Below are 22981 nucleotides of genomic sequence, written 5' to 3'. Positions count from 1 at the left end.
CTCCCGGACCGGTTTTTGCCGCGGTCAGCAGCAATTGCGCCAGGGCTGTCACCATCGACCGGTATTCCGGTTCCGTCAGCGATGGTGCCGGCGATAACGGCAGCGGCAACTGGGCTGGTGTCGAGGATCTGTGATGCTTCATTCGGGGCCTCCATGGGTGACTCGTCACCATTCAACCCTCGCCGGAAACCGAGGTGCCCGAGAACCGAATGAAGTTCGAAAAGCGCATCCGTGGACACCAAAGGTGCGCCAAGCTCGAAACTCTGACAAACCGAAGCATCCAGAATCCAAGCGGGTGCCAGGATCGCGATCCCCGCATCGCGCTCGATCCCAACATGTTGGCCATCACCGCGATTGAGCGTGCGGAAAACCTTCACGTCCGAGCCAAAATAGGCATGCCATCGATAATGAACCCGGTAAACTTGCCCGACATGGGCAGAATGAACGGGAACTGGCCATAGGCCGTAAGAATTACCTTTTTGTCGGCTCCGAAGGCGGCGGGAAAGCTGCTGCCATTGCCTATACTCTGATCGAAACCGCCAAGATGAACGGGGTAGATCCCCAAGCGTGGCTCACCTGGGTTTTGGCACAGATCGCGGATCATAAGATCACACGTCTGAACGAACTCATGCCCTGGCGTTACGCTGCTATCGCAGCGTAGCGGGCAGCACCAGAGCCACACCAGAGCGGCTTGGCCGGACGGTTACTGATATGTAACGCGGGGGTAGCTTCCCGCTGTACCGTGGCGACCAAATCACCGCCCTTCATGCACAGAGGGGATTGCGGATGTTTCCCAAGACGACGGAAGGCAGCCCTTCTATTATCCGTACCAAGCGCACACTTCTGCAGACGCGGCATTCCCGGGTCGCCTTCCCGGAAGCGGAGGCCCGGTGAGGCGGTACAGCATACTTTGATGCTGTCGGCTGCAATGGCGTCAGCGAAGCGCAATAGGCGTGCATTACATGGTCTAGGCGCAAGTACCTATCTGCCGAAGCGCTTGCAGCGATGGCCTGCGGTTTCCACTATCGCCAGGGGATAGTCTTTCGTCTCCATGTGCGGCCTTTGGAATGCGGTTTGGTGATTTGGCGACTCTCATTGCGACCGGAGCAGGGGAGGGAATCAAGTTTAGGTCGACTGCCGTGAACATTGCGCGAACACGGCTGCACGGATTTTGCACGTGAATCACGTGCAGTTCCGCAAAGGTTCCCTGAAAACCGGGGAAACTCCCTGTTTTGCTGGCGCGGAAAAAAATTGAAAAAACGCCTTGTTTCTCTGGTTTGCGGCACATATACGGGTCAGCGGAGACGTGGCCGAGTGGTCGAAGGCGCTCCCCTGCTAAGGGAGTAGGCGGGAAACCGTCTCGTGGGTTCGAATCCCATCGTCTCCGCCATTTTCCTGAATATATAAGTGGCTAATGCCTAACGCCTTTCGGGCGGCTAGGGCTGTCCGCCTGCGGCCGTTGCCGCAGGGCATTCCTTGGCAGGAAGGTCGCCGCGGCCGGCGGCAGGCCTTGGTTTTCCCCCTCAAACGGTCACCCGCCTGGCAGAAGAAAACCCCGGCCTGCCGCCGCGGGGATCAGAAGCGCAGGGACAGGCAGGACATGCCGCCGTCCAGCTTGGCGCAGTCGGTATTGTCGATCTCGGCGATCTCGAAACCGGCCTTGTCCAGCATCTCAGCGGTGCGGGGGAAGCCTGCGGCCATAAGCACAAGATTGTTGAACCGGATGGCGTTGGCGGCGGCTTCCTCGCCGTCGGCCACATGCAGAACCCGGTAGCCCTCGAAACAGCCCGACGCGTCCAGGCGCTTGGTTGCCAGGATCGTCTCGGCATCCATCAGGGAGCAGTCGGTCTTGAAGTGCAATACGCCTTCGGGGGTGAAGACCTCGCGCAGGGTGTGGCCCCATTCCGCGGCGATCTCGGCCAGTTCGGCAACGCCCGCAGCGTCGGTGCGGTCGGAGCGGCCGACCAGGATTTCCTTGCCAGTCACCAGGATGTCGCCGCCTTCGATGCGGCCGGGGCCGGTGATTTCGCGGACGTCATCATAACAGACCCGCAGGGTGGGAGCCATCTCGGCCACTTCGCCCAGACGCGACGGAGCACCGGGGCGCATCAGGATTGCGCCCTGCGGCAAACACAGGGCGGTGTCCTCGACAAACTGAGCGTCGGGGTAGGCCTCCAGCGGTTCAAGCTCGATCACCTCAGCACCGGTGCTGCGCAGGGCGGAGACATAGGCAGCGTGCGCTTTCAGCATCGTGTCAAGGTTCGGGTTGCCGGTGTCCTCGGCGCGCAGGCCCTGGGCGATGGTTGAGGCCGGGCGGCGGGTGATGGCGCGGGTGAACTCAAAGGTGGGGTTTCGCATGGGGTTACTCCTGGGCCGGAGAGGATCCGGTGATTTCGATTTCGACAAGGGAAGGGGTTCCGCGGCGGCTGGCCTCTTGGAGGGCAGCGGCAATGGTTTGCGGGTCCATCGGGACGCGGGTGTACGGGATGCCGAAGGACGCGGCGGCGGGGCCGAATTCCGGAGGCGTGGGGTCGCAGCCGACGACGGGGACGTCCACGGCTTCCATCGAGGAGGCGATTTCGCCGTAGCCGCGGTTGTTCCAGATCACGAAGGTGATAGGCAGGGTTTCGTCCACGGCGGCCATGATTTCCGGCAGCGAGAACTGCGCGCCGCCGTCGCCGGCAATGCAGATCACTTGCGCAGACGGGTCGGCAACCGAAGCCCCGATGGCGGCGGGGATGCCGTAGCCAAGCGCGCCGTATCCGGTGGCGGTGTTGAACCAGCCGCCGGGGCGATCGTGGTCGTAATAGAGGTTGCCGGCATAGACCGGCTGGGTGGAATCGCCCACCATCAACGCACCGGGCACAGCATCGCGTATGGCGTTCAGCATCTCGACCTGGGCCCGGTACTGCGGGCCGATCTCTTCCTGGGCGGCGGTGCGGGCGTGTTTAGCACGCGCGGCACCCTGGCTTTGTTTTGGCAGCGCGGGCAATGCGTCGAGCAGGGCGGCTGCCGCCTCGCCTGCGCGGCCGGTTATGGCGATCTCCGCTGCGTGCCTAGCCAGCTGGCCGGTACATATGTCGACACGGATCAGCCCCGGCATCCGGGCCATGCTGCCGGTGGCGTACATGTCGTAATCGGTTGGCCCCAGTTCGGTGCCCAGCGCCAAGACGCAATCGGCGTCCTCGATCAGCGTGCGGACCGCCTGCAGGCTGGGGCTGGCCGGGACGGTCAGCGCATGGCCGTGCATCAGCCCGCGCGCGTTGACGGTCTGCACCACCGGCGCATCCAGGTGTTCAGCCAGGGCCTGAAGCTCTGCGCCGGCACGCTTAGCGCCGCCGCCGGCCAGGATCACCACCTTGTCGGCTGTTGAAAACCTGTTTGCGGCCTTGGAAATTTGATCCGGGTCGAGTGGCAGCCGGGCGGTCGCAGGCTGAGAAGTGCCGTCCCGTGCAGAAGCTCCAGCCACGTCCAGCGGGATCTGGATGTGGGCGGGGCCGGGGCGGCCTGCTGTGAAGGGGGCAAAGGCGCGGTCCAGGGCTGCGTCCAGGTCCTCGGGCCGGGCAACGTGTTCTGACGTCAGCGCCACGGTCTTGGCCAGCGCGTGCTGATCCGGAAGTTCGTGCAGGTGGCCGCGGCCTTTGCCCAATGTCCCGGTGGCGTTGACCCCTGAAACCACCAGCACCGGCACGGAATCCGCGCGGGCCTGGGCCATCGGGGTCAGAGTGTTGGTAAGGCCGGGGCCGGTGATGACAAACGCCACGCCAGGCTGGCCGGACACCCGGGCATAGCCATCGGCCATAAAGCCTGCCCCTTGTTCATGGCGGGGTGTTATGTGGCGGATACCGGACTCTGCCAGACCGCGGTACAGCTCGACTGTATGCACCCCCGGGATTCCGAACACGCAGGTAACACCGCGCGCCTTCAGCCCCGCAACCAGGGCTTCGCCAACTGTTGTCTTGCTCATGCGACGCTCCTGGACTTGCGGTTTGCGTGAGCCGCGATCCGGTCGAGGGCGGCGGCAAAGCTCTCGTCATCAATCGTCAGGGCAACGCGCACCCAGTGCTTGAGGCCTTCGCCAAAGGCAGAGCCGGGCATCACGGCAACGCCGCTCCCCAGCAAGTCCCAGGCATAGGCATCGCCGTCCATGCCGGTTGATGTCACGTCGATCAGCGCGAACATGCCGGCCTCGGGGCGGTGCACCCGCAGATGGGTTTCTCCATGCAGGCGCTGTTCCAGAAGTGCGGCGCGGGCGGCAAAGCGGGCGGCCATACCTGCGGCGACGGAAGAGCCTTCGCGCACCGCCTTTTCGGTCATGTCGGCGATGAAGGGCTGGTTGCCGAACAGCATCGTCTCCGAGACCGGCAGCAGCGCGGAGCAGAAGTCCTCAGGGCCAACGCACCAGCCGCTGCGGAAGCCCGGCGCGGCGTGGGATTTGGAGATTGAGGAAACCGCGATCACCCGATCTGCCAGGGCTGGATCGGAGAGCGGGGAGACGAACTCCGCGCCCTCGAACACCAGATGTTCATAAACCTCGTCGGAGATGATCCAAAGGTCATGCTGCACCGCCAGCTCGCCGATTTCGCGCAGGTCCTCAGCGGTCAGGATGGCGCCGGTGGGGTTGTGCGGGGTGGTCAGCAGAATGGCGCGGCTGCGCGGGGTGATGCGGGCGGCGATGTCGCTGGCCTGCATCCGGAAGCCGGTTTCAGGCCGCAGCGGCACCGGCACCATATCCGCACCCGTCGCGCGGATCACGCCCTCGTAGGTGGCATACATCGGGTCGCCCGCCAAAACCTCGGTGCCGGGTTCGGCAACGCCCTGCAGCACCGCGTAAAGCGCGGTCTGGGTGCCAGGGAAACACAGGATGTTCTGCGGACCGAACTCCCGCCCGCGGCTGGCGGTATAGGTCCCGGCCAGGGCGGCACGCAGCTGCGCCTCGCCGCGGCCGTCGGAGTAACCGGTACGGCCTGCCTGCATCGCCTGCGCGGCGGCCTCGACCAGTTCCGGCGGCGTCGGCACGTCCGGCTCGCCGATGGTCATCTCCACCAAGTCGGCACCGGACGCGGCCATCTGCCGTGCTTTCAGATGCACTTCCCATTTTCCGCCGCCCAGTCCGGCCAGCCGTTCGGTAATTGCTGTCAGCCTCATGCCGTTGCAGCCTCCTGCTCCAAATTCAAACCTGTTATCGCGGCAACGGATTGCCGTCCGATGCCTGCCAGCTCACCCGGCGCAAAGGCGTCCGGAAGGGCGCCGCCCTCCAGCCACAGCCCGTCGATCACCGCGTTGCAGGCAATCGCCAGCTGCCGCAGCCGGGAGGCGCCGGCGGGGCAGCCCGCTTCCTGCAGTGCGGCAGCAATCAGCCCCTCCAGAAAGTCGCGGAAATACCCATAGGTGCGTTCGTGGGTGGCCTTCATCTGCTCATCCTGCTGCACCTTGTTAAGGAAACTTGCCCAAAGCGCGATGGACCGCGGATCTACCACCGGCGGCGTCAGAGAAGCGTTCACAAAGGCGGTGAGCCGCTCCAGCGCCGTGCCGTCTGCTCCGGCCGCGGGGGCAAAGGTCTGGTCGGTCATGGCGGTCATATGGTGTTCGTAGGCGGCGATGATCAGCTCTTCCTTGGAGCTGAAATAGTGCCGGATCAGGCCCTGGGTGACGTCGGCGCGCTCGGCGATGCCCCGCACAGTGGCCCCGCGCACGCCGTTTTCCGCCACCAGTTCCAGGGTGGCGAGAATCAGCGCCTCCTTCCGGGCCTCGGCGGATTCGCGTTTGAATTTGCGGCGGTCGTCGCTCACCCCAGCTCCTGTTTTTGCTTGGCGGAGAAATTATACGCTTGCATAATTACTGGAGTCGCGGCTTACTGCAATCGGAAATTTCAAGGTGACACAACAATGCACACAGCCACTGCCGCCGCATCCGTCCCGGAGACCGGCACCCCCCGCGAGGCCATCCGGGTGGAGGATTTGCATAAGTCCTTTGGCAATCTGGAGGTGCTCAAGGGCGTGGACCTGACGGCGCGGCAGGGGGATGTTGTTGCGATTATCGGCGGCTCAGGCTCCGGCAAGTCGACCATGCTGCGCTGCATCAATTTTCTGGAAACGCCAAGCTCCGGCAAGATCGTGATCGGCGGCGAGGAAGTGGCAATGCGGGCTGATGGCAGCCCGGCCAATCAGAAGCAGATCGAAAAGATCCGGACCAAGCTGGCGATGGTGTTCCAGCAGTTCAACCTGTGGACCCACCGCACCCTTTTGGAAAACGTGATCGAGGTGCCGGTGCATGTGCTGAAAGTGCCCAAGGCGCAGGCGATTGAGCGCGCCCGCGAACTGCTGGAGCGGGTTGGGCTAGGCGGCAAGGAGGACACTTTCCCCGCCTATCTGTCCGGCGGCCAGCAGCAGCGCGCGGCGATTGCCCGCGCACTGGCGGTGAACCCGTCGGCGATGCTGTTTGACGAGCCGACCTCGGCGCTGGACCCGGAACTGGTGGGGGAGGTGCTGACGGTGATCCGCGATCTGGCCGCCGAAGGGCGCACCATGCTGCTGGTCACCCACGAGATGAAATTCGCGCGCGAAGTCGCGAACCACGTTGTCTATCTTTACCAGGGCCGCATCGAAGAGCAGGGGCCGCCTGCCGAGGTCTTTGGCAACCCGCAATCAGACCGGCTGAAGCAATTTCTGAGCTCAGTCGCCTGACGCACAACTGTCTCAATAAAATCAACAGGGAGAGACCATATGAAACTGAAAGCACTGCTTGCCGCTGCCACTGCAGCTGCTGCCCTTACCGCCGGTGCCGCTGCTGCGGAACAGGTCAAGATCGGGATCGCCGCCGAACCCTATCCGCCGTTTGCCTCGCTCGACAGCTCCGGCAACTGGGTCGGCTGGGAGGTTGAGGTGATCGGCGCCGTCTGCGCCGCTGCCGCACTGGACTGCGTGGTCACTCCGGTGGCCTGGGACGGCATCATCCCGTCGCTGACCGGCCAGCAGATCGACGCCATCATGGCCTCCATGTCGATCACCGAGGAACGGATGAAGACCATTGATTTCTCTGATCCCTACTACAACACGCCTGCCGTGATCGTGGCCGACAAGTCGATGGATATCGAACCCACCCCGGAATCGCTGGCGGGCAAGATCGTCGGCATCCAGGCCTCGACCATCCACCAGGCCTATGCCCAGGAATACTTCAAGGATGCGGAGCTGAAGGTCTATCAGACCCAGGATGAGGCCAACCAGGACCTGTTTGCCGGCCGCATCGACGCGACCCAGGCGGACAGCATCGCGATGGCGGATTTCGTGAACTCCGACACCGGCAGCTGCTGCGAGATCAAGGGCGCGGTGGCAGATGATCCGGCGATCCTGGGCAAGGGTGTCGGCGCGGGCGTGCGCAAGGGCGACGACGCGTTGCGCGAGGCGCTGAACAAGGGCATCGCGGCGATCCTGGCCGACGGCACCCACGAGAAGATCACAGCCAAATACTTCACCACCAGCATCTACTAAGGCGCTGACGTGACCGGACTGCTTGAACTACTGGGCCTTGGCGCCAGCGCGGAGCTGCTGTCTCTGTCGGGCTGGGGCGGCAACCTGCTGCGCGGGCTTGCCAACTCCCTGCAGATTGCCTTTGGCGCTTTCGGGCTGGGGCTGGTGATCGGGCTGTTCGGGGCATACGGCAAACTCTACGGCGGGAAGGTCACGCGTGATCTTCTCGCCATCTACACCACGGTGATCCGGGCGGTGCCGGAACTGGTGCTGATCCTGATCCTTTATTACGTCGGCAGCGATATCATCAACAAGATCTCCGAGGCGATGGGCGGCGGCCGGGTCGAGATCAACGGCGTTGCGGCCGGCATCTGGGTCTTGGGAATTGTGCAGGGGGCCTATGCCACCGAAGTCCTGCGCGGCGCCATCAAGGCGGTGCCGGTGGGGCAGATCGAGGCGGCGAAGTCCTATGGCATGCCGGCCTTCCTGACCATGCGGCGGGTGACGATCCCGGCGATGATGAGCTTTGCGGTGCCGGGGCTGGCAAACCTGTGGCTGATCGCCACCAAGGACACCGCGCTGCTGGCGGTGGTCGGCTTCAACGAACTGACGCTGGAAACCCGCCAGGCGGCCAGCAGCACGCGGGCCTATTTCACCTTCTTTCTGGCAGCGGGCTTCCTGTACCTGATGGTGACGCTGTGCTCCGGCGCGGTCTTTGCCCGTGTCGAAAAATGGGCGCGGCGCGGCCAGCCCTCTCTGAAGGGGGGCGCGCGATGATCAGCCTGAAGGAGTTGATGCAGCCGCACCGCATCGTGATGATGCTGGTCTTCGCGGGCATCGTGATCTGGTGCGCCTTCGCGCTGCGCTGGGACTGGATCCCGAAATACACGCCGCTGGCGCTGGAGGGGTTGTGGACGACGATCTGGATCCTCGTGGTCTCGACTTTCCTCGGCTTCCTGCTGGCTGTGCCGCTGGGATTGGCGCAGGCCGTTGGTCCCTGGTATCTGTCGATCCCTGCGCGCACCTTCTGCACCATCATCCGAGGCACGCCGCTCCTGTTGCAGATCTGGCTGCTTTACTACGGGCTGGGGTCGCTGTTTCCGCAGTTTCCCTGGATCCGCTCGTCCGAGCTGTGGCCTTACCTGCGCCAGGCCTGGCCCTATGCGGTGCTGGCGCTGACGCTGTCTTATGCGGGCTATGAAGGCGAGGTCATGCGCGGCGCGTTTTCCGGTGTGGCCAAGGGTCAGCTGGAGGCGGCCAAGTCCTTCGGCATGCCGCGCTTCACCATGTTCCGCCGCATCTGGCTGCCGCAGGCGGTGCGCAACGTCCTGCCGACCCTGGGCGGTGAAACCATCCTGCAGCTGAAGGCAACGCCGCTGGTGGCGACCATCACGGTGATGGAAATCTATGCCGTGTCGTCGCGCGTGCGGTCCGATACATTCATTGTCTATGAGCCGCTGTTGCTGCTGGCGCTGGTCTATATGGCGATTGCCGGAGTGATCGCGCTGGCCTTCCGGCGGTTTGAGAAAGGCTGAGCAGACGGGCGCTTAGGCCATTTTGCGGTGAATTGACGAATGTTCGGGAATTTCAGGTTTATCTGACATACATCAAATAACGGCCCTGCGGTTCCCCGTAGTGTCAGCGGCAAATGCAGCAAGAGAATCTTGTAACAGATGCCGCGCACTCTTTTCATATCCACTGGTTGCCGCGCCGGGTTGTTCCGGCGGCTGGCGGGGATGTGCGCGGCATTCATGCTGGTGCTGCAGGTGGCCTTTCCCGGTGCGGGGCAGGCCGCGGCTGGCGGCGAGTGGATCGAAATCTGCGGCGAGTTCGGCGTGGTGGAGATGCAGGTCGCCGGTGAAGACAGCGAAGACACGCAGGACTGCCCGAAATGCAGCACCTGCGCCCTGTGTGCGGCTGAAAGCGGGGCCGGGCCGGTAAGCGTGCTGCGGTCCGGCCTCAGCCGGGCGGCAGAATGTGCCGTGCTGCTGCCTGCGGGCACTGCGGTGCGGCCGAACCCGGCGCAATACTGGCATGACGGCCGCGGACCTCCGTTGGCAAACAAAATAGAACCCGAACGCGCCTTGGGCGCGTCCATGGCAGCCACTCAAAATAAAGGAGAGGCGCCTTGGTCCTGACACGCGCCTTGCGGGGCTGGCTAGCGGCCCTCGTGATAACCATCGCCGCGCTTATCGCTGCGGCGGCTGAGGCGGACAGCCTCGATTCCTTCCTGACAGAACTGACACCCGCCGATCTGGTGCCCGGCGCCGACGGTTTTGGCCCGGTGCGCAGCGATGTGCCGGTGGCGCCGGTGCTGAAGGCGGGCGAGACAGTTGCCTATGCCTTTCTGACCTCCGATTTCGTCGGCACAACCGGCTACAGCGGCAAGCCGATCCACGTGGTGGCGGCAATTGATACCGATGCGGTGCTGACGGGCGTGAAGCTGGTCAAGCACTCCGAACCGATCGTTCTGATCGGCATTCCGAACTCCAAGATGGTCAAGCTGACCGAAAGCTATGCCGGGCTGGACCTGAAGGCCGAGGCGGCGGCAGGCGGCGATGCCCATGACCTCGACATCATTTCCGGCGCGACTGTGACCATCATGGTGATCGACGACAGCCTTGTGCGCGCCGGCATCAAGGTGGCGCGTGCGCTGGGCCTGGGGGGCTTGTCGCCGGTGCAGCCGGATGGGCCCAAGCGCGAGGTCGACATGGCCCGCGAGGAGGCTGCGGACTGGACCACGCTGGCGGGCGACGGCTCTGTGCGGCGGATGACGCTGGACGTCGGCCAGATCAACGCGGCCTTTGAGGCCACCGGCGACCAGCGCGCGATCCGGCGGCGGGAGCGCGGCGCGCCGGACGACACCTTCATCGACATGCATATGGCTCTGGTATCCGTTCCCTCCATCGGCAAGTCGCTGCTGGGCGAGGCGGAATACCAGAACCTCACGTCCTGGCTGAAGGAGGGCGAGCACGCCATTCTGGTACTCGGGCGCGGCAGTTACAGCTTCAAGGGTTCTGGCTACGTGCGCGGCGGAATTTTCGACCGGGTCCAGCTGATCCAGGGCGATGCCTCGGTGCGCTTCTTTGACCGCCAGCACAAACGGCTGGGGTCGCTGGCCACAGCGGACAGCCCCAGCTTTGCCGAGCTGGACCTGTTCAAGATCCCGGCGGATGCGGAGTTCGACCCGGCTGAACCGTTCCGACTGCAGCTCTTGGTGCAGCGCTCCGTGGGCGCGCTGGAACGGGCGTTTCTGACCTTCGATCTGGGCTACAAGCTGCCGGAACAGTATCTGCTGCCTGCCGCGCCTGCGCCCAAGGTGGTGGAGGACGACACCAGCGAGGCCGCCGCCAAGGCCGCCCTGTGGCAGCGGATCTGGAAAGACCGCACCGTCGAGATCGGTGTTCTTGCCGTGATGCTGCTGGTGCTGACTGGGGTATTCTTCTTCCAGTTCCAGGCGACTGTGAACGCGCGCACTTTCTACTGGTTCCGGATCGGATATCTGACCGTCACCCTGGTGTTCCTGGGCTGGTACGCCAATGCGCAGCTGAGCGTGGTGAACCTGATGGCACTGGCCGGGTCCTTGCGCAGCGGCTTTTCCTGGGACGCGTTCCTGCTGGACCCGCTGGTCTTCATTCAGTGGTTTGCGGTTGCTGCAGCGCTGTTGTTCTGGGGCCGCGGCGCCTATTGCGGCTGGCTGTGCCCGTTCGGCGCGTTGCAGGAGCTCACCAACAAGATTGCCCGCGCCTTCAAGGTGCCACAGATCACCCTGCCGTGGGGCCTGCATGAACGCCTGTGGCCTGTAAAATACATGATCTTCCTCGGTTTGTTCGGTGTCTCGATGGTGTCGATCCCGCTGGCTGAAACCTATGCCGAGGTGGAGCCGTTCAAGACCGCGATCATCCTGAAATTCGTGCGCGACTGGCCGTTTGTGGTCTTTGCCGTGGCGCTCTTGCTGGCCGGGCTGTTCATTGAGCGTTTCTATTGCCGCTACATGTGCCCGCTGGGCGCGGCGCTGGCGATCCCGGCGCGGGTGCGGATGTTCGACTGGCTGAAGCGCTATCATGAGTGCGGCCACCCCTGCCAGACCTGTGCCAACGAGTGCCCCGTTCAGGCGATCCACCCGACGGGTGAGATCAACCCGAACGAATGTGTGAACTGCCTGCATTGCCAGGTTCTCTACCAATCCGAAGCTAAATGCCCGGTTGTCATCAAACAGCTGAAACGCCGGGCCAAGACCGGCAGCCCCGCACCGGACGTTGCTCTGGGCCGGCCGCCTGCCAATCACCCCAACGCGAACAGGATCAAAGTTTCCTGAAGGAGGACATCATGTCTGAAGACCTGAATAACAAACTGCCCGTCACCCGCCGCGGCCTCTTGGGGGCCACCGCCTCCGGTGCCGTGCTGGCGGCCACCGGCGCCGGCTCTGCCCTGCTGGGCGCCAAGCCTGCACAGGCCGCGGGCGTCAACCTGGCGCCGGGCGAACTGGATGAATACTACGGCTTCTGGTCCTCGGGCCAGACCGGCGAACTGCGCATTCTGGGCGTGCCGTCCATGCGCGAACTGATGCGGATCCCGGTGTTCAACCGCTGCTCCGCCACCGGCTGGGGCCAGACCAACGAGTCCAAGAAGATCCTGACCGAGGGCCTGCTGCCGGAGACCAAGGAATTCCTGGCCGCCAACGGCAAGGAAACCTACGACAACGGCGACCTGCACCACCCGCATATGTCGTTCACCGACGGCACCTATGACGGCCGTTACCTGTTCATGAACGACAAGGCAAACACCCGCGTCGCGCGGGTGCGCTGCGATGTGATGAAATGCGACAAGATCATCGAGATCCCCAACGCCAAGGACATCCACGGCCTGCGCCCGCAGAAATTCCCGCGCACCGGCTATGTCTTTGCCAACGGCGAGCATGAGGCGCCGCTGGTGAACGACGGCCAGATCCTGGATGATCCGTCGCAGTACGTGAACATCTTCTCCGCCATCGACGGCGACACCATGGAAGTCGCCTGGCAGGTGATCGTTTCGGGCAACCTGGACAACACCGACTGCGATTATCAGGGCAAATACGCCTACTCGACCTCCTACAACTCGGAAATGGGCATGACGCTCGCCGAGATGACCGAGAACGAGCTGGATCACGTGGTTGTCTTCAACATCGCGGCCATCGAAGCCGCCATCGAAGCTGGCGAGTATCAGGAACTGAACGGCGCCAAGGTGGTGGACGGCCGCAAGGGTGCGCCGGGCAAGCTGACCCGCTACATCCCGATCCCGAACTCGCCGCACGGCATCAACACCGCGCCCGACAAGAAGCACGTCTGCGTCAACGGCAAGCTGTCGCCGACCGTCTCGGTGATCGACGTTGAGAAGCTGGACGCGCTGTTCGATGCCGACGCAGATCCGCGCTCGGCCATCGTGGCGGAACCGCAGCTGGGCCTCGGCCCGCTCCACACCGCCTTCGACAACCGCGGCTATGCCTACACCACCCTGTTCCTCGACAGCCAGGTGGTGAAGTGGGACATCGCCAAGGCGATCGAGGCATATGCCGGCGCTGATGTGGACCCGATCCTCGACAAGGTCGATGTGCAGTACCAGCCGGGCCACAACTCCACCTCCATGGGCGAAACCGCCGAGGCGGACGGCAAGTGGCTGATCTCGATGAACAAGTTCTCCAAGGACCGGTTCCTGAACGTCGGCCCGCTGAAGCCCGAGAACGAGCAGCTGATCGACATTTCCGGCGACAAGATGAAGGTGGTCCACGACGGCCCGACCTTTGCAGAGCCGCATGACTCGATCATCGTGCACCGCTCCAAGGTGAACCCGGCCAGCATCTGGGACCGCAACGACCCGATGTGGGAAGACGCGCGCAAGCAGGCTGAGGCGGATGGCGTCGATTTGGACGACTATCAGGACACCATCATCCGCGACGGTGACAAGGTGCGGGTCTACATGTCCAGCCAGGCGCCGAATTTCAGCCTTGAGAAGTTCACGGTGAAGCAGGGCGACGAGGTCACCGTCTATGTCACCAACCTGGACGATATCGACGACCTGACCCACGGCTTCTGCCTGTCGAACTTCGGCATCGCGATGGAAGTCGGTCCGCTGGCAACTGCCTCGGTTACTTTCATTGCCGAACGTCCGGGCGTGCATTGGTACTATTGCCAGTGGTTCTGCCACGCGCTGCACATGGAGATGCGCGGCCGGATGCTGGTCGAGCCGCGGAGCGCATAAACATGAAACGGCTCCTGCCCATATCCTTCGTTGCGGCTCTCTCCTGCCTGACGCCCGCCTGGGCAGCGGACTGGGATGTGCCCAACCGGGCAGGGGCCATTTCCGAAACACTGGCGCAGGCGGCGGATGGCGACACCCTCCGCCTCGCCCCCGGCGAATATGCCGAGACCCTGGTGCTGGACCGCCCTGTCATCATTGATGGCCAGGGCCATGCCACACTGGACGGCCGGGGGCTGGGGTCGGTCATCACGGTGACTGGCCCCGGCGTTACCGTGCAGAACCTGACGGTTGTTGGCTCCGGCTCTTCGCATCAGGAGATCGACAGCGGCATCAAACTGACCAAGACCGCGACGGCGCCGCAGATCCTGAACAACGTGCTGCTGGGCAATCTGTATGGTGTGGATATTCATGGGGCGAAAGACAGCCTGGTGCAGGGCAACCGGATCGAGGGGCGCCTCGACCGGCACATGAACGCCCGCGGCAACGGGGTCTATGTCTGGAACGCGCCGGGCGCGGCGGTGGACGGCAACGACATCCGCTTTGGCCGCGACGGGATTTTTGTGAACAGTTCCAAGAAGAACGCGTTCACCAACAACACCTTCCGCGACCTGCGGTTCGCCGTGCATTACATGTACGCCGACAATTCCCAGGTCTCGGGCAACGTCTCGATCGGCAATCATCTGGGATATGCGGTGATGTTCTCAAAACGGGTCAAGGTGACCGGGAATGTCTCGCTGAATGACCGCGATCACGGGGTGATGCTGAACTATGCCAACCAGGGCGAGATACGCGGCAACTATGTGAAGGGGGCCAGGGACAAATGCACCTTCCTTTACAACGCGCACAAGAATGATTTCTCCGGCAACTGGTTCGAGGGCTGCGGTATCGGCATCCACTTTACCGCCGGCAGCGATGGCAACCGGATGGTTGGGAACGCCTTTGTCGGCAACCGGCATCAGGTGAAATTCGTGTCCACCAAATGGGTGGAATGGAGCGAGGAGGGCCGGGGCAATTACTGGTCCGACTTCGCAGGTTTCGATGTGGACGGAGACGGCATCGCCGATGCCCCATACCGTCCCAATGACAGCATGGACCATGTGCTGTGGACCCAGCCGGCGGCAAAACTCTTGATGGGATCGCCCGCGGTGCAGCTGGTGCGCTGGTCGCAGTCGGCGTTTCCGGCGCTGCTGCCCGGCGGGGTGATCGACAGCCACCCGCTGATGCGGCCAGCGCGGCCCGATGCCGCCAGAAAGGTTGAACACGATGGATAACTCTCCGCTGCAGATCCGCGCGCTGGACAAGTTCCGCGGCAAGACACAGGTGCTGCATGGCATCGATCTGGACATTGCGCCGGGTGAACGGCTGGCGCTCTTGGGCCACAACGGTGCGGGCAAGTCGACCTTGATCAAGGCGGTGCTGGGCCTGATCCGGCATGAGGGCGGCAGCATCCGCATTTGCGGTGCAGCCCCCGGCAGCGCCGCGGCGCGGGCCGCCACTGCCTTTCTGCCGGAGGCGGTCAGCTTTCACCCGGCACTGACGGGGCATGAGCAACTGACTCTGTTTGCCCGCCTGGCCGGTGAACGCGCGGATATTGACGGCCTCCTGGAACGGGTTGGCCTGGGCGAGGCGATGCACCGCCGCATCGGTGCCTACTCCAAGGGGATGCGGCAGCGTCTGGGCTTGGCGCAGGTGCTGCTGGGCCGCCCGAAACTGGCGCTGCTGGATGAACCCACCAGCGGGCTGGACCCGATCTCGCGCCAGGACCTTTATGCCATTATCAACGAGCTGGCAGAGCAGGGCGCGGCGGTGCTGATCGCCTCCCACGCGCTGACAGAGGTGGAGGCGCGCACCGACCGCATCGCCATCCTGCGCAAGGGCATCAAGGTGGCGGACGACACGCTGGCGGGCCTGACGTCGCAGGCCGGACTGCCGGTCAAGCTGCGGGTGCAGGCCAGCGGCGCGCACGCTGACCGGATCGCAACCGAAACCGGCGGGCGGCGGATCAATGGCGCTTCGGTCGAGATCCTGTGCTCGCCGCAGGACAAGATGGCTGAGCTGCGCAGGATCGCCGCCTTGGGCGACGCGGTGGCCGACATCGACATGGTGCCGCCGCGGCTGGAAGACCTTTACCGCCATTACTCCGGGGAGGACCGCAAATGAGACGTGCCTTTGCCATTGCCCGTGCCGAGATGCTGATCCTGCGCCGCAACCGCTGGCTGTTCATGGCGACGCTGATCATGCTGGCCTTTGCGCTGGCGCTGTCCTTTGCCGGGTCGGCCCCAACGGGGACGCTGGGGGTGGACATGCTGACGGTCTCGGTCGCCTCGATGACCACGCTTTCGGTCTACCTCGCACCGCTGCTGGCGCTGATGATGGGGTTTGACGCGGTGGCAGGCGACCGCGACCGGGGCAGCCTCGCCCTGCTCCTGGCCTATCCCGCGGGGCGGGGAGAGATCCTGCTGGGCAAGCTGATGGCCCATCTGGCGGCATTGGCGGTTGCCATGTGCATCGGCTTCGGCGCGGCAGGGGCCGTTGCCGCCTGGTTCGGCGGCGCCGGGGCGGAGAGCCTGATGGCGTTGGGGCGGCTGGTGCTGACCTCGATCCTGCTGGGGGCGGTGTTCCTGGTTCTGGGGTATGCCCTGTCGGCGCTCAGCAGCGGGGCAACGGCGGCCGCGGGTCTGTCGGCGGGTGTCTGGCTGGTGTTTGTGGTGCTTTATGACCTTGGCCTTTTGGGCGCTGTGGTGATGGACAGCGGCGGGGTCTTCACCCAAAAGGTCTTCCCCTGGGTGATGGTCGCCAACCCGGCAGATGCGTTCCGGCTGTGGAATGTGGCGGCGTCTGAAAGCGTGGCCTTGTCCAGCGGCATGGCAGGCGCAGCCAGTGCGCTGCCGGGCTGGGCTGCACCGCTGTCGCTTTTGCTGTGGCCCGTGCTGGGATTCCTGCTGGCCTGTGCTGCATTCCGGAGGGTGGAGCCATGAAACGCCTGGCCTTGGCCGCTGCGCTGGTCCTGTCCGCCTGCCAGGAGGAAGAGGCCAAAGCGCCGCCTGCACCGGTTGAGCTGACCGAGGTTGCGCTCAGTTACTTCTGCCAGATGAATGTCGCCGAACACGGCGGACCCAAGGGGCAGATTCACCTGGACGGCTTTCCGGCACCGCTGTTCTTTGCCCAGGTGCGCGATCTGGCCGCCTATGTGAAAAGCCCGGAACGGGATGCGGAGATCACCGCCATTTACGTGAGCGACATGGGGGCGGCGGCAAGCTGGGACCAGCCCGGCAGCAACAACTGGATAGGTGCCAGCGAGGCGCATTTCGTGGTCGGCTCCAATGTGGCTGGCGGCATGGGTGCGCCGGAGGTGGTGCCTTTCGCTTCAGCCGAGGCGGCTGCGCAGTTCATGGACCGCTATGGCGGCACCGTCACCGGGTTTGAAGGCATTCCCGACGATGCCGTGCTGGGGCCGGTCGATCTGGATCAGCGGCTGGAAACGCCGTCCTGAGACCGGCGTTTCCGCAGGGCCTCAAACCGTCTCCGGCTGCAGCCGCATCTCTGCGGCGATGGCGTGGCCTTCCATTCCCTCCATGCGGCTGATCCTAGCTGTGCGCAGGGCCAGTTCGTGTGAGGCGGCGGCGTTGCAGCGCTGCCAGGTCACGGTCTTGGTGAACTTGTGCACCGACAGCCCGCCGGTATAACGCGCGGCGCCGCTGGTCGGCAGCACGTGGTTCGGGCCTGAGGTCTTGTCGCCGAACGACACCGTGGTCTCCTTGCCCAGGAACAGCGAGCCATAGGCGGTGAGGCGGTCCAGCCACCAGTCCAGATCCTCGGCCTGCACCTGCAGATGTTCGGGCGCGTAACGGTCGGCCGCCTGCGCGGCTTCCTCGCGGCTGCCGCACAGGGCCACTTCGGCGCGTTCGTGCCAAGCACGGTGGGCGGCAGAGAGGTTGGGTTCGGGCAACTGGTCAATCAGCGCCTGCGCGCGGGCCATGACCCCCTTGGCCAGCGGCTCGCTGGTGGTGACCAGCCAGACCGGGCTGTCGGCGCCGTGTTCTGCCTGGCTGACCAGATCCCAGGCGACGGTTTCCACCTCTGCGGTGTGATCGGCAATCAGCAGGGAGTCCGTGGGGCCTGCAAACATGTCGATGCCTACCTCGCCGAACAGCATCCGCTTGGCCTCCGCCACATAGGAATTGCCGGGGCCGACCAGAATGTCGGCGGGCTGCGACCCGAACAGGCCCTGCGCCATGGCGGCAATGCCCTGCACCCCGCCCAGGTTCAGGATCAGGTCCGCGCCGCACAGGTCCATGGCATAGATGATCGCATCGGGAATGCCGCTGCCGGGGCGCGGCGGCGAGACTGCGGTGATATGCGGCACGCCTGCCACCTTGGCGGTGGTGATGGTCATCAGCGCGCTGGCGATATGGCTGTAGCGCCCGCCCGGCACATAGCAGCCGGCGCTGGACACCGGGATCTGCTTCTGGCCCGCGATCAGGCCGGGGATCACCTCCACTTCGCATTCCCCCATGGTGGCCTTCTGCGCCTCGGCAAAGCGGCGGATATTGGCGTGGGCGAACTGAATGTCTTCCTTTGTCTGCGGCGAAACACGGTTGCAAGCGGCGCGGCGCTGGGCATCCGTCACCACAATCGGGCCGGTCCAGCCGTCCAGCTTTTCCGCATAGCTGCGCACTGCCTCCTCGCCCTCGCGCCGGATATTGGCGAGCATTACCGCGACGGTGTCGCGGATATCGCTGTTCTCGGCGGCCGGGCGCGGCTGGGCCTGTTTCAGATAAGTGATTGCCATGATCCATGTCCCTTGAAAGGCCGCCGGTTGTGCGGGGAAGCGCACGGTGCGGTTTGCGCTTTAAACAGCGCCCAAGGGCTTAAACGGTCAAGCCAGGGACCGGTGGTTTCGAGAAACACGAATGTTTGTTTCGAATTGGGGTCTGCCTTTATGCGTCTTGCGCCGGCAGCGTCCGGAACTCCTCGGCCAGCCAGGGGAAACGGGCGCTGATCGGATCGGTGAAATGATGGCGCAGAGACTTTTGCAGCGCCTCATGGATCAGCTGCGACGTGGCCGCCGGATAGACGCTGGATGTGAACAGCGACACCGTCCGGGCAAAGCTCTTGCCTGGAAAGCGCACGACCTTGACCTTGTCGTGAAAGCGCTGGGCGCGGTGGTAACTGGCGGCGGTGGTCACGGTCCAGCCGCTGGCTTCGGCCACCAGGCCGATGATCGACTGGTTGCATTCCAGCTCAAACCGGTTGGGCAGCGAGATCTTGAGCCGGGTCAGCTGGGTTTCGATCTGCTTGCCGATGGTGTGGTCGCGGGAATAGCGCAGGAACGGCAGCGGCGCCTCCGGTTTGGTCAGCTCCTCGACGCTGCCGCTGTATGCGGCGGGCACCACCAGAATGAACGGATCGCGCATCAAGGGGTACTCGATCAGATCCGGCAGCAGCCCCGCCGGGCGGGTGGCGACACCGGCATCCAGTTTCTGCTCCTGCAGCTTTGCGATGATCTCATGGCTGGGCCGGGTGTAGTGGCGGAAATTGCAGCGGGGCAGGGCGGTGGACAGGAACTGGAACAGCTCCGGGCCGACTTCGTTGTCGAAATCATCCAGCAGCGCCATGCGCAGATCGGTGGCGTGCTGCCAGCTGCCGGAGCGGATCTCCGCCTCGCCGCGTCTGAGCGTCATCAGCCCCTCATGGACGTAGCGGGCATAGACGACTCCGGCCGGGGTCAGCCCCATCGGGCGGCGGGTATGATCCACCAGATCCACCCCCAGCGCGCTTTCCAGACTGCGCAGGTGATTGGACACGGTGCTGATCGACAGGCCGGTTTCAGCAGCAACCTTTTGTATTGATCCTGACTTTGAAATAAGCTGGAACACCTCCAGCCACCTCAGGCTTAGGGATTTCTGCACAGGCTGCGCCTCCTGTTCACCAAAGCATATCCGTTAAAAACGAAACTAAGTTTTACTTTGGGCGCAAAAGCAACTTTATTCTACTGTGTATTTTCTTCCCGGATATGGTTTGCCGTGCAAAAATACATGTCCGAGGCCCGCATTGAACGGACCCGGAAAACCACTGGGAGGAGATCCAATATGATTAAAAAGTACCTGCTGACGACTGCTTGTGCCGGCTTCGCGGCGCTGTCTGCCTCGCACGCCTCTGCCTTGGATGAGATCACCGTCGCCTACTTCCTCGAATGGCCGATGCCCTTCCAGTTTGCCAAGTCCAACGGCACCTATGAGGAGGAGATGGGCGTCAAGATCAATTGGGTCTCTTTCGATACCGGCACGGCGATGTCTGCGGCCATGGCCTCGGGCGATGTTCAGATCGCCGTGAGCCAGGGCGTGCCGCCGTTTGTGGTGGCAACCTCCGCCGGGCAGGACCTCCAGGCGGTGGATGTGGCGGTCAGCTATTCCGACAACGACAACTGCGTGGTGGCCGAGGCGCTGGAGATCGACAAGGACAGTGCGGCTGAGCTGAACGGCAAGAAGGTCGGCGTGCCGATCGGCACCGCGGCGCATTACGGCTTCCTGTCGCAGATGGCGCATTTCGGGGTTGATGTGGGTTCGATGGAAATTGTCGACATGGCCCCCGCTGACGGTGCGGCGGCCTTTGCCCAGGGCAACCTGGACATGGTCTGCGGCTGGGGCGGCGCGCTGCGGCGGATGGTGGAGCATGGCAACGTACTGCTGACCGGTGCGGAGAAGGAGGAACTGGGCATCCTGGTGTTCGACGTGACCAGCGCGCCCGCCGGTTTTGTCGAGTCCGAAGGCGAGCTGCTGAGCCAGTTCCTGAAAGTGACCGCAGAGGCCAACGCCATGTGGAACTCGGGCGATCACAAGGACGAGATGCTGCCGGTCATCGCCAAGGACGCAGGCATGGACCTGGCGGATGCCGAAGCCACCATCGCCACCTTCAGCTTCCCGTCAGCAGAGGAGCAGCTGTCGGAAAAATGGCTGGGCGGCGGCGCGCAGACCTTCATGAAGGGCGTGGCCGATATCTTCGTGAATGCGGGCAGCATCGAGGCGGCGCTGGACTCCTATGACGGAACCGTCAACAGCGCGCCGCTGGCCGCCGCGCAGAACTGAACCGCAGCGAACTGAATGTGCCGAACGGTCCGGCTTTCGGGCCGTTCGCATCCCGGCGGGCAGGGCGCAGGCCGCGAAGCCCTAACAGGAGGGAGAGAAGATGGCGGGACTGGACATCAAGAGTGTCTCCATGCGTTTTGACCTGCCCAACGGCAGCTCGGTTCAGGCGCTGAAAGACGTTTCAATGAATTTGCAGGCGGGGGAACTGTTGTCGGTGCTGGGCCCCTCGGGCTGCGGCAAGACCACGCTGCTGAACATCCTGGCAGGCTTTTTGGCCCCGACGGAAGGGGGGGTGGAGCTGAACGGGCATGTGGTCACCGGACCGGACGCGGAGCGCGGGATGGTGTTCCAGAAGGGCGCGCTGTTTGAATGGATGAACGTGCGCGACAACGTGGAATTCGGTCCCCGCATGAAGGGTATGAGGCGGGCCGAGCGCGAGAAGATCTCCGACCATCTGCTGGACATCGTCGGCCTGCAGGACTTCAAGGAGAAGGCGGTTTACGAGCTGTCGGGCGGCATGCAGCAGCGGGTGGCACTGGCCCGCTGCCTGGCGAACGAGCCGGATGTGATCCTGATGGACGAGCCGCTGGGCGCGCTGGACGCGCTGACGCGGGAAAAGATGCAGGGCTTGGTGCTGAAGCTGTGGAAGGAAACCGGCAAGACCATCATCCTGATCACCCACTCGGTGGAGGAGGCGCTGCTGCTGGGCGAACGGCTGATCGTGATGGCGCCGCGCCCGGGCCGCATCCACCGCGAATACCAGCTGCCCTTTGCCGAGCGCGGGGTGAATGCCGACCTGCGTGACGTCAAGAAATCCGAAGGCTTTGCCGAGACCCGCGATGAGATCCTGTCGATGATCTGGGAGATGGAAGAGGAGATCATGGGCCGGACGGAGCAGGTGGCATGACGGTACTGCTGTTCTACATCGCGTTGTTCGCCGGCGCCTTTTTCCTGGTGAAGTTCATTCGCAAGGGCATGCAGTCACGGCACGATTTCACCAGCCTGAAGACGGTGACTTTCGGCGACGAAAGCGCGGTGAGCCCGGACCGGGCGGCGTCGATCATTTCGGTGCTGGTGATTTTTTTGATTTGGGCGGCCTTCACCGGCTCCAAGCTGTTTCCGCTTCACGTGCCGGGGCCGTTCACCGGTGAAACCAGCTTTACCTACACGCTGGAAAACGCCGCGGGCAGCACCGACGAAGCGGAAGTCGCCGTCCGGGTGGCCGGATTTGGCGAGGCCAGCTCCAATTTCGAGGTGGACCCCGGCGGCGGCTTTGCCAAAAACGATGCGCTGGCGGCACAGGCCGGGCGGTCCACGACCTTGATCTTCGACCGCAATGATGAGGTCAAACGCAAGGAAGGCGCCAAAGTCGTGGCCATCAACGGGGAGCCGATCGGGCCTGGCACGGCTGTGGACACCGGCGACGGGACGGTGACGCTGACCGGAAAGGGCGCCATCAGCTTTACCCCCAGTGCCGGGATGCAGATGAACCCGATCTGGCTGCCGGCCCCGGAAACGGTGGTGGCGCGGTTCTTTGAAATCGCATCCGAGGGCTATCAGAACTTCTCGCTGTGGCAGCACCTGGGCTGGTCGCTGGCGCGGGTGATTGCCGGTTTCGTTGCCGGCGCGATTGTCGGTATTCCGCTGGGCTATGCCATGGGCCTGTCCGGCTGGTTCCGCGGCTGGTTCGACCCGATTGTGGAATTCATGCGCCCGGTCCCGCCTTTGGCGCTGATCCCGCTGGTGATCATCTGGTTCGGCATCTGGGAAACCGGCAAGATCGTTCTGCTGTTCCTGGCCGCACTCTGGATCATGACGATTGCGGCCCGGGCCGGGGTCTCCGGCGTGAACATCTCGAAAATCCACGCGGCCTATTCGCTGGGGGCGTCCAAGTGGCAGATCATGCGGCATGTGATCGTGCCGAACTCGCTGCCGGAAATCTTTACCGGCGCGCGGGTGGCGATGGGGGTCTGCTGGGGCACGGTTGTGGCGGCTGAGCTGGTGGCCGCGCAGAAGGGCGCGGGCATGATGATCATCGCCGCGTCCAAGTTCCAGCTGACCGATATCGTGATCATGGGCATCGTGATGATCGGGATCATCGGCTATGGCATCGACATCCTGATGCGCAAGGCTGAGAACTGGCTGGTGCCGTGGAAGGGCCGCAGCTGATTAGAAGCTGGATGACGC

General features: G+C 63.9%; 20 protein-coding genes, 1 tRNA gene and 1 pseudogene. 16 read left to right on the top strand and 6 right to left on the bottom strand.

The window, feature by feature from the left end:
* Positions 1-445: 445 nt before the first annotated feature.
* Both PHA8399_RS22070 and PHA8399_RS19475 read left to right on the top strand, forming a co-directional pair.
* Positions 446-661: pseudogene (locus PHA8399_RS22070) on the top strand (transposase domain-containing protein); the annotation flags it as partial.
* A gap of 639 nt (positions 662-1300) precedes the next feature.
* Positions 1301-1390: transfer RNA gene (locus PHA8399_RS19475), tRNA-Ser, on the top strand.
* Positions 1391-1575: 185 nt separating this feature from the next.
* On the opposite strand, the gene PHA8399_RS19470 is transcribed toward PHA8399_RS19475, so the two are convergent.
* Genes PHA8399_RS19470 through PHA8399_RS19455 form a run of 4 tightly spaced genes read right to left on the bottom strand, consistent with a single transcriptional unit; the run spans position 1576 to position 5792 of the window.
* Positions 1576-2358 carry an arginine deiminase family protein gene (locus tag PHA8399_RS19470; protein ID WP_058287768.1) on the bottom strand — a complete coding sequence of 261 codons (783 nt, stop codon included), beginning with the start codon at positions 2356-2358 and terminating at the stop codon, positions 1576-1578.
* A 4-nt stretch (positions 2359-2362) separates the two neighbouring features.
* Positions 2363-3967, bottom strand: coding sequence for a 5-guanidino-2-oxopentanoate decarboxylase (locus PHA8399_RS19465; RefSeq protein ID WP_058287767.1), 1605 nt, complete (start codon positions 3965-3967; stop codon positions 2363-2365).
* A complete protein-coding gene (locus PHA8399_RS19460) occupies positions 3964-5148 on the bottom strand; it encodes a pyridoxal phosphate-dependent aminotransferase (RefSeq protein ID WP_058287766.1) in 1185 nt (394 codons plus the stop codon). Before PHA8399_RS19460 ends, PHA8399_RS19465 begins: the two co-directional genes overlap by 4 nt.
* Complete coding sequence (locus PHA8399_RS19455; protein ID WP_058287765.1) at positions 5145-5792, bottom strand: TetR/AcrR family transcriptional regulator; 648 nt, start codon at positions 5790-5792, stop codon at positions 5145-5147. Before PHA8399_RS19455 ends, PHA8399_RS19460 begins: the two co-directional genes overlap by 4 nt.
* A 96-nt stretch (positions 5793-5888) precedes the next feature.
* On the opposite strand from PHA8399_RS19455, the gene PHA8399_RS19450 reads away from it, so the two are divergent.
* From PHA8399_RS19450 to PHA8399_RS19400, 11 genes are all read left to right on the top strand, one after another.
* Entirely contained in the window at positions 5889-6686 is a 798-nt protein-coding gene (locus PHA8399_RS19450; protein WP_058287764.1) for an ABC transporter ATP-binding protein, read from the top strand.
* 39 nt (positions 6687-6725) lie between these two features.
* On the top strand, positions 6726-7490 hold the full coding sequence (locus tag PHA8399_RS19445) for a transporter substrate-binding domain-containing protein (protein WP_058287763.1): 765 nt from the start codon (positions 6726-6728) through the stop codon (positions 7488-7490).
* Positions 7491-7499: 9 nt separating this feature from the next.
* Positions 7500-8246 carry an ABC transporter permease gene (locus tag PHA8399_RS19440; protein WP_058287762.1) on the top strand — a complete coding sequence of 249 codons (747 nt, stop codon included), beginning with the start codon at positions 7500-7502 and terminating at the stop codon, positions 8244-8246.
* The gene (locus PHA8399_RS19435) at positions 8243-9004 is read left to right on the top strand and encodes an ABC transporter permease (protein WP_027236590.1); all 762 of its coding nucleotides are present in this window, start codon (positions 8243-8245) and stop codon (positions 9002-9004) included. The genes PHA8399_RS19440 and PHA8399_RS19435 overlap by 4 nt, the downstream gene beginning before the upstream one ends.
* A gap of 201 nt (positions 9005-9205) precedes the next feature.
* Positions 9206-9607: a hypothetical protein gene (locus PHA8399_RS19430; protein WP_244270264.1), complete on the top strand. Its 402-nt coding sequence runs from the start codon at positions 9206-9208 to the stop codon at positions 9605-9607.
* Entirely contained in the window at positions 9598-11787 is a 2190-nt protein-coding gene (locus PHA8399_RS19425) for a NosR/NirI family protein (protein WP_058287761.1), read from the top strand. The genes PHA8399_RS19430 and PHA8399_RS19425 overlap by 10 nt, the downstream gene beginning before the upstream one ends.
* An 11-nt stretch (positions 11788-11798) precedes the next feature.
* Positions 11799-13706: a TAT-dependent nitrous-oxide reductase gene (nosZ, locus tag PHA8399_RS19420; protein WP_058287760.1), complete on the top strand. Its 1908-nt coding sequence runs from the start codon at positions 11799-11801 to the stop codon at positions 13704-13706.
* Positions 13707-13708: 2 nt separating this feature from the next.
* Positions 13709-14977 (top strand): nitrous oxide reductase family maturation protein NosD, encoded by a 1269-nt coding sequence (locus tag PHA8399_RS19415; RefSeq protein WP_058287759.1) that lies wholly within the window; start codon positions 13709-13711, stop codon positions 14975-14977.
* Entirely contained in the window at positions 14970-15866 is an 897-nt protein-coding gene (locus PHA8399_RS19410; RefSeq protein ID WP_058287758.1) for an ABC transporter ATP-binding protein, read from the top strand. Before PHA8399_RS19415 ends, PHA8399_RS19410 begins: the two co-directional genes overlap by 8 nt.
* Positions 15863-16684: an ABC transporter permease gene (locus tag PHA8399_RS19405; RefSeq protein ID WP_058287757.1), complete on the top strand. Its 822-nt coding sequence runs from the start codon at positions 15863-15865 to the stop codon at positions 16682-16684. The genes PHA8399_RS19410 and PHA8399_RS19405 overlap by 4 nt, the downstream gene beginning before the upstream one ends.
* Positions 16681-17199, top strand: a complete 519-nt coding sequence (locus PHA8399_RS19400; RefSeq protein WP_058287756.1) for a nitrous oxide reductase accessory protein NosL — start codon at positions 16681-16683, stop codon at positions 17197-17199. Before PHA8399_RS19405 ends, PHA8399_RS19400 begins: the two co-directional genes overlap by 4 nt.
* 21 nt (positions 17200-17220) lie before the next feature.
* On the opposite strand, the gene hisD is transcribed toward PHA8399_RS19400, so the two are convergent.
* Both hisD and PHA8399_RS19390 read right to left on the bottom strand, forming a co-directional pair.
* Positions 17221-18498: a histidinol dehydrogenase gene (gene hisD / locus PHA8399_RS19395; protein ID WP_058287755.1), complete on the bottom strand. Its 1278-nt coding sequence runs from the start codon at positions 18496-18498 to the stop codon at positions 17221-17223.
* A 148-nt stretch (positions 18499-18646) separates the two neighbouring features.
* Positions 18647-19618, bottom strand: a complete 972-nt coding sequence (locus PHA8399_RS19390; protein WP_058287754.1) for a LysR family transcriptional regulator — start codon at positions 19616-19618, stop codon at positions 18647-18649.
* Between the two features lie 180 nt (positions 19619-19798).
* Between PHA8399_RS19390 and PHA8399_RS19385 the strand changes: the two genes are divergently transcribed.
* The 3 genes from PHA8399_RS19385 to PHA8399_RS19375 all read left to right on the top strand — a co-directional run bounded on the left by PHA8399_RS19385 (position 19799) and on the right by PHA8399_RS19375 (position 22963).
* Positions 19799-20794, top strand: a complete 996-nt coding sequence (locus tag PHA8399_RS19385) for a taurine ABC transporter substrate-binding protein (protein ID WP_058287753.1) — start codon at positions 19799-19801, stop codon at positions 20792-20794.
* A gap of 100 nt (positions 20795-20894) precedes the next feature.
* The gene (locus PHA8399_RS19380) at positions 20895-21701 is read left to right on the top strand and encodes a taurine ABC transporter ATP-binding protein (protein WP_058287752.1); all 807 of its coding nucleotides are present in this window, start codon (positions 20895-20897) and stop codon (positions 21699-21701) included.
* Positions 21698-22963 carry an ABC transporter permease gene (locus PHA8399_RS19375; protein ID WP_058287751.1) on the top strand — a complete coding sequence of 422 codons (1266 nt, stop codon included), beginning with the start codon at positions 21698-21700 and terminating at the stop codon, positions 22961-22963. The genes PHA8399_RS19380 and PHA8399_RS19375 overlap by 4 nt, the downstream gene beginning before the upstream one ends.
* Positions 22964-22981 lie beyond the last annotated feature (18 nt).

The organism is Leisingera aquaemixtae (genome assembly GCF_001458395.1).
In the GTDB taxonomy this organism is placed as follows: Bacteria; Pseudomonadota; Alphaproteobacteria; order Rhodobacterales; family Rhodobacteraceae; genus Leisingera; species Leisingera aquaemixtae.
This window is presented reverse-complemented; position numbering and strand designations above follow the sequence as displayed.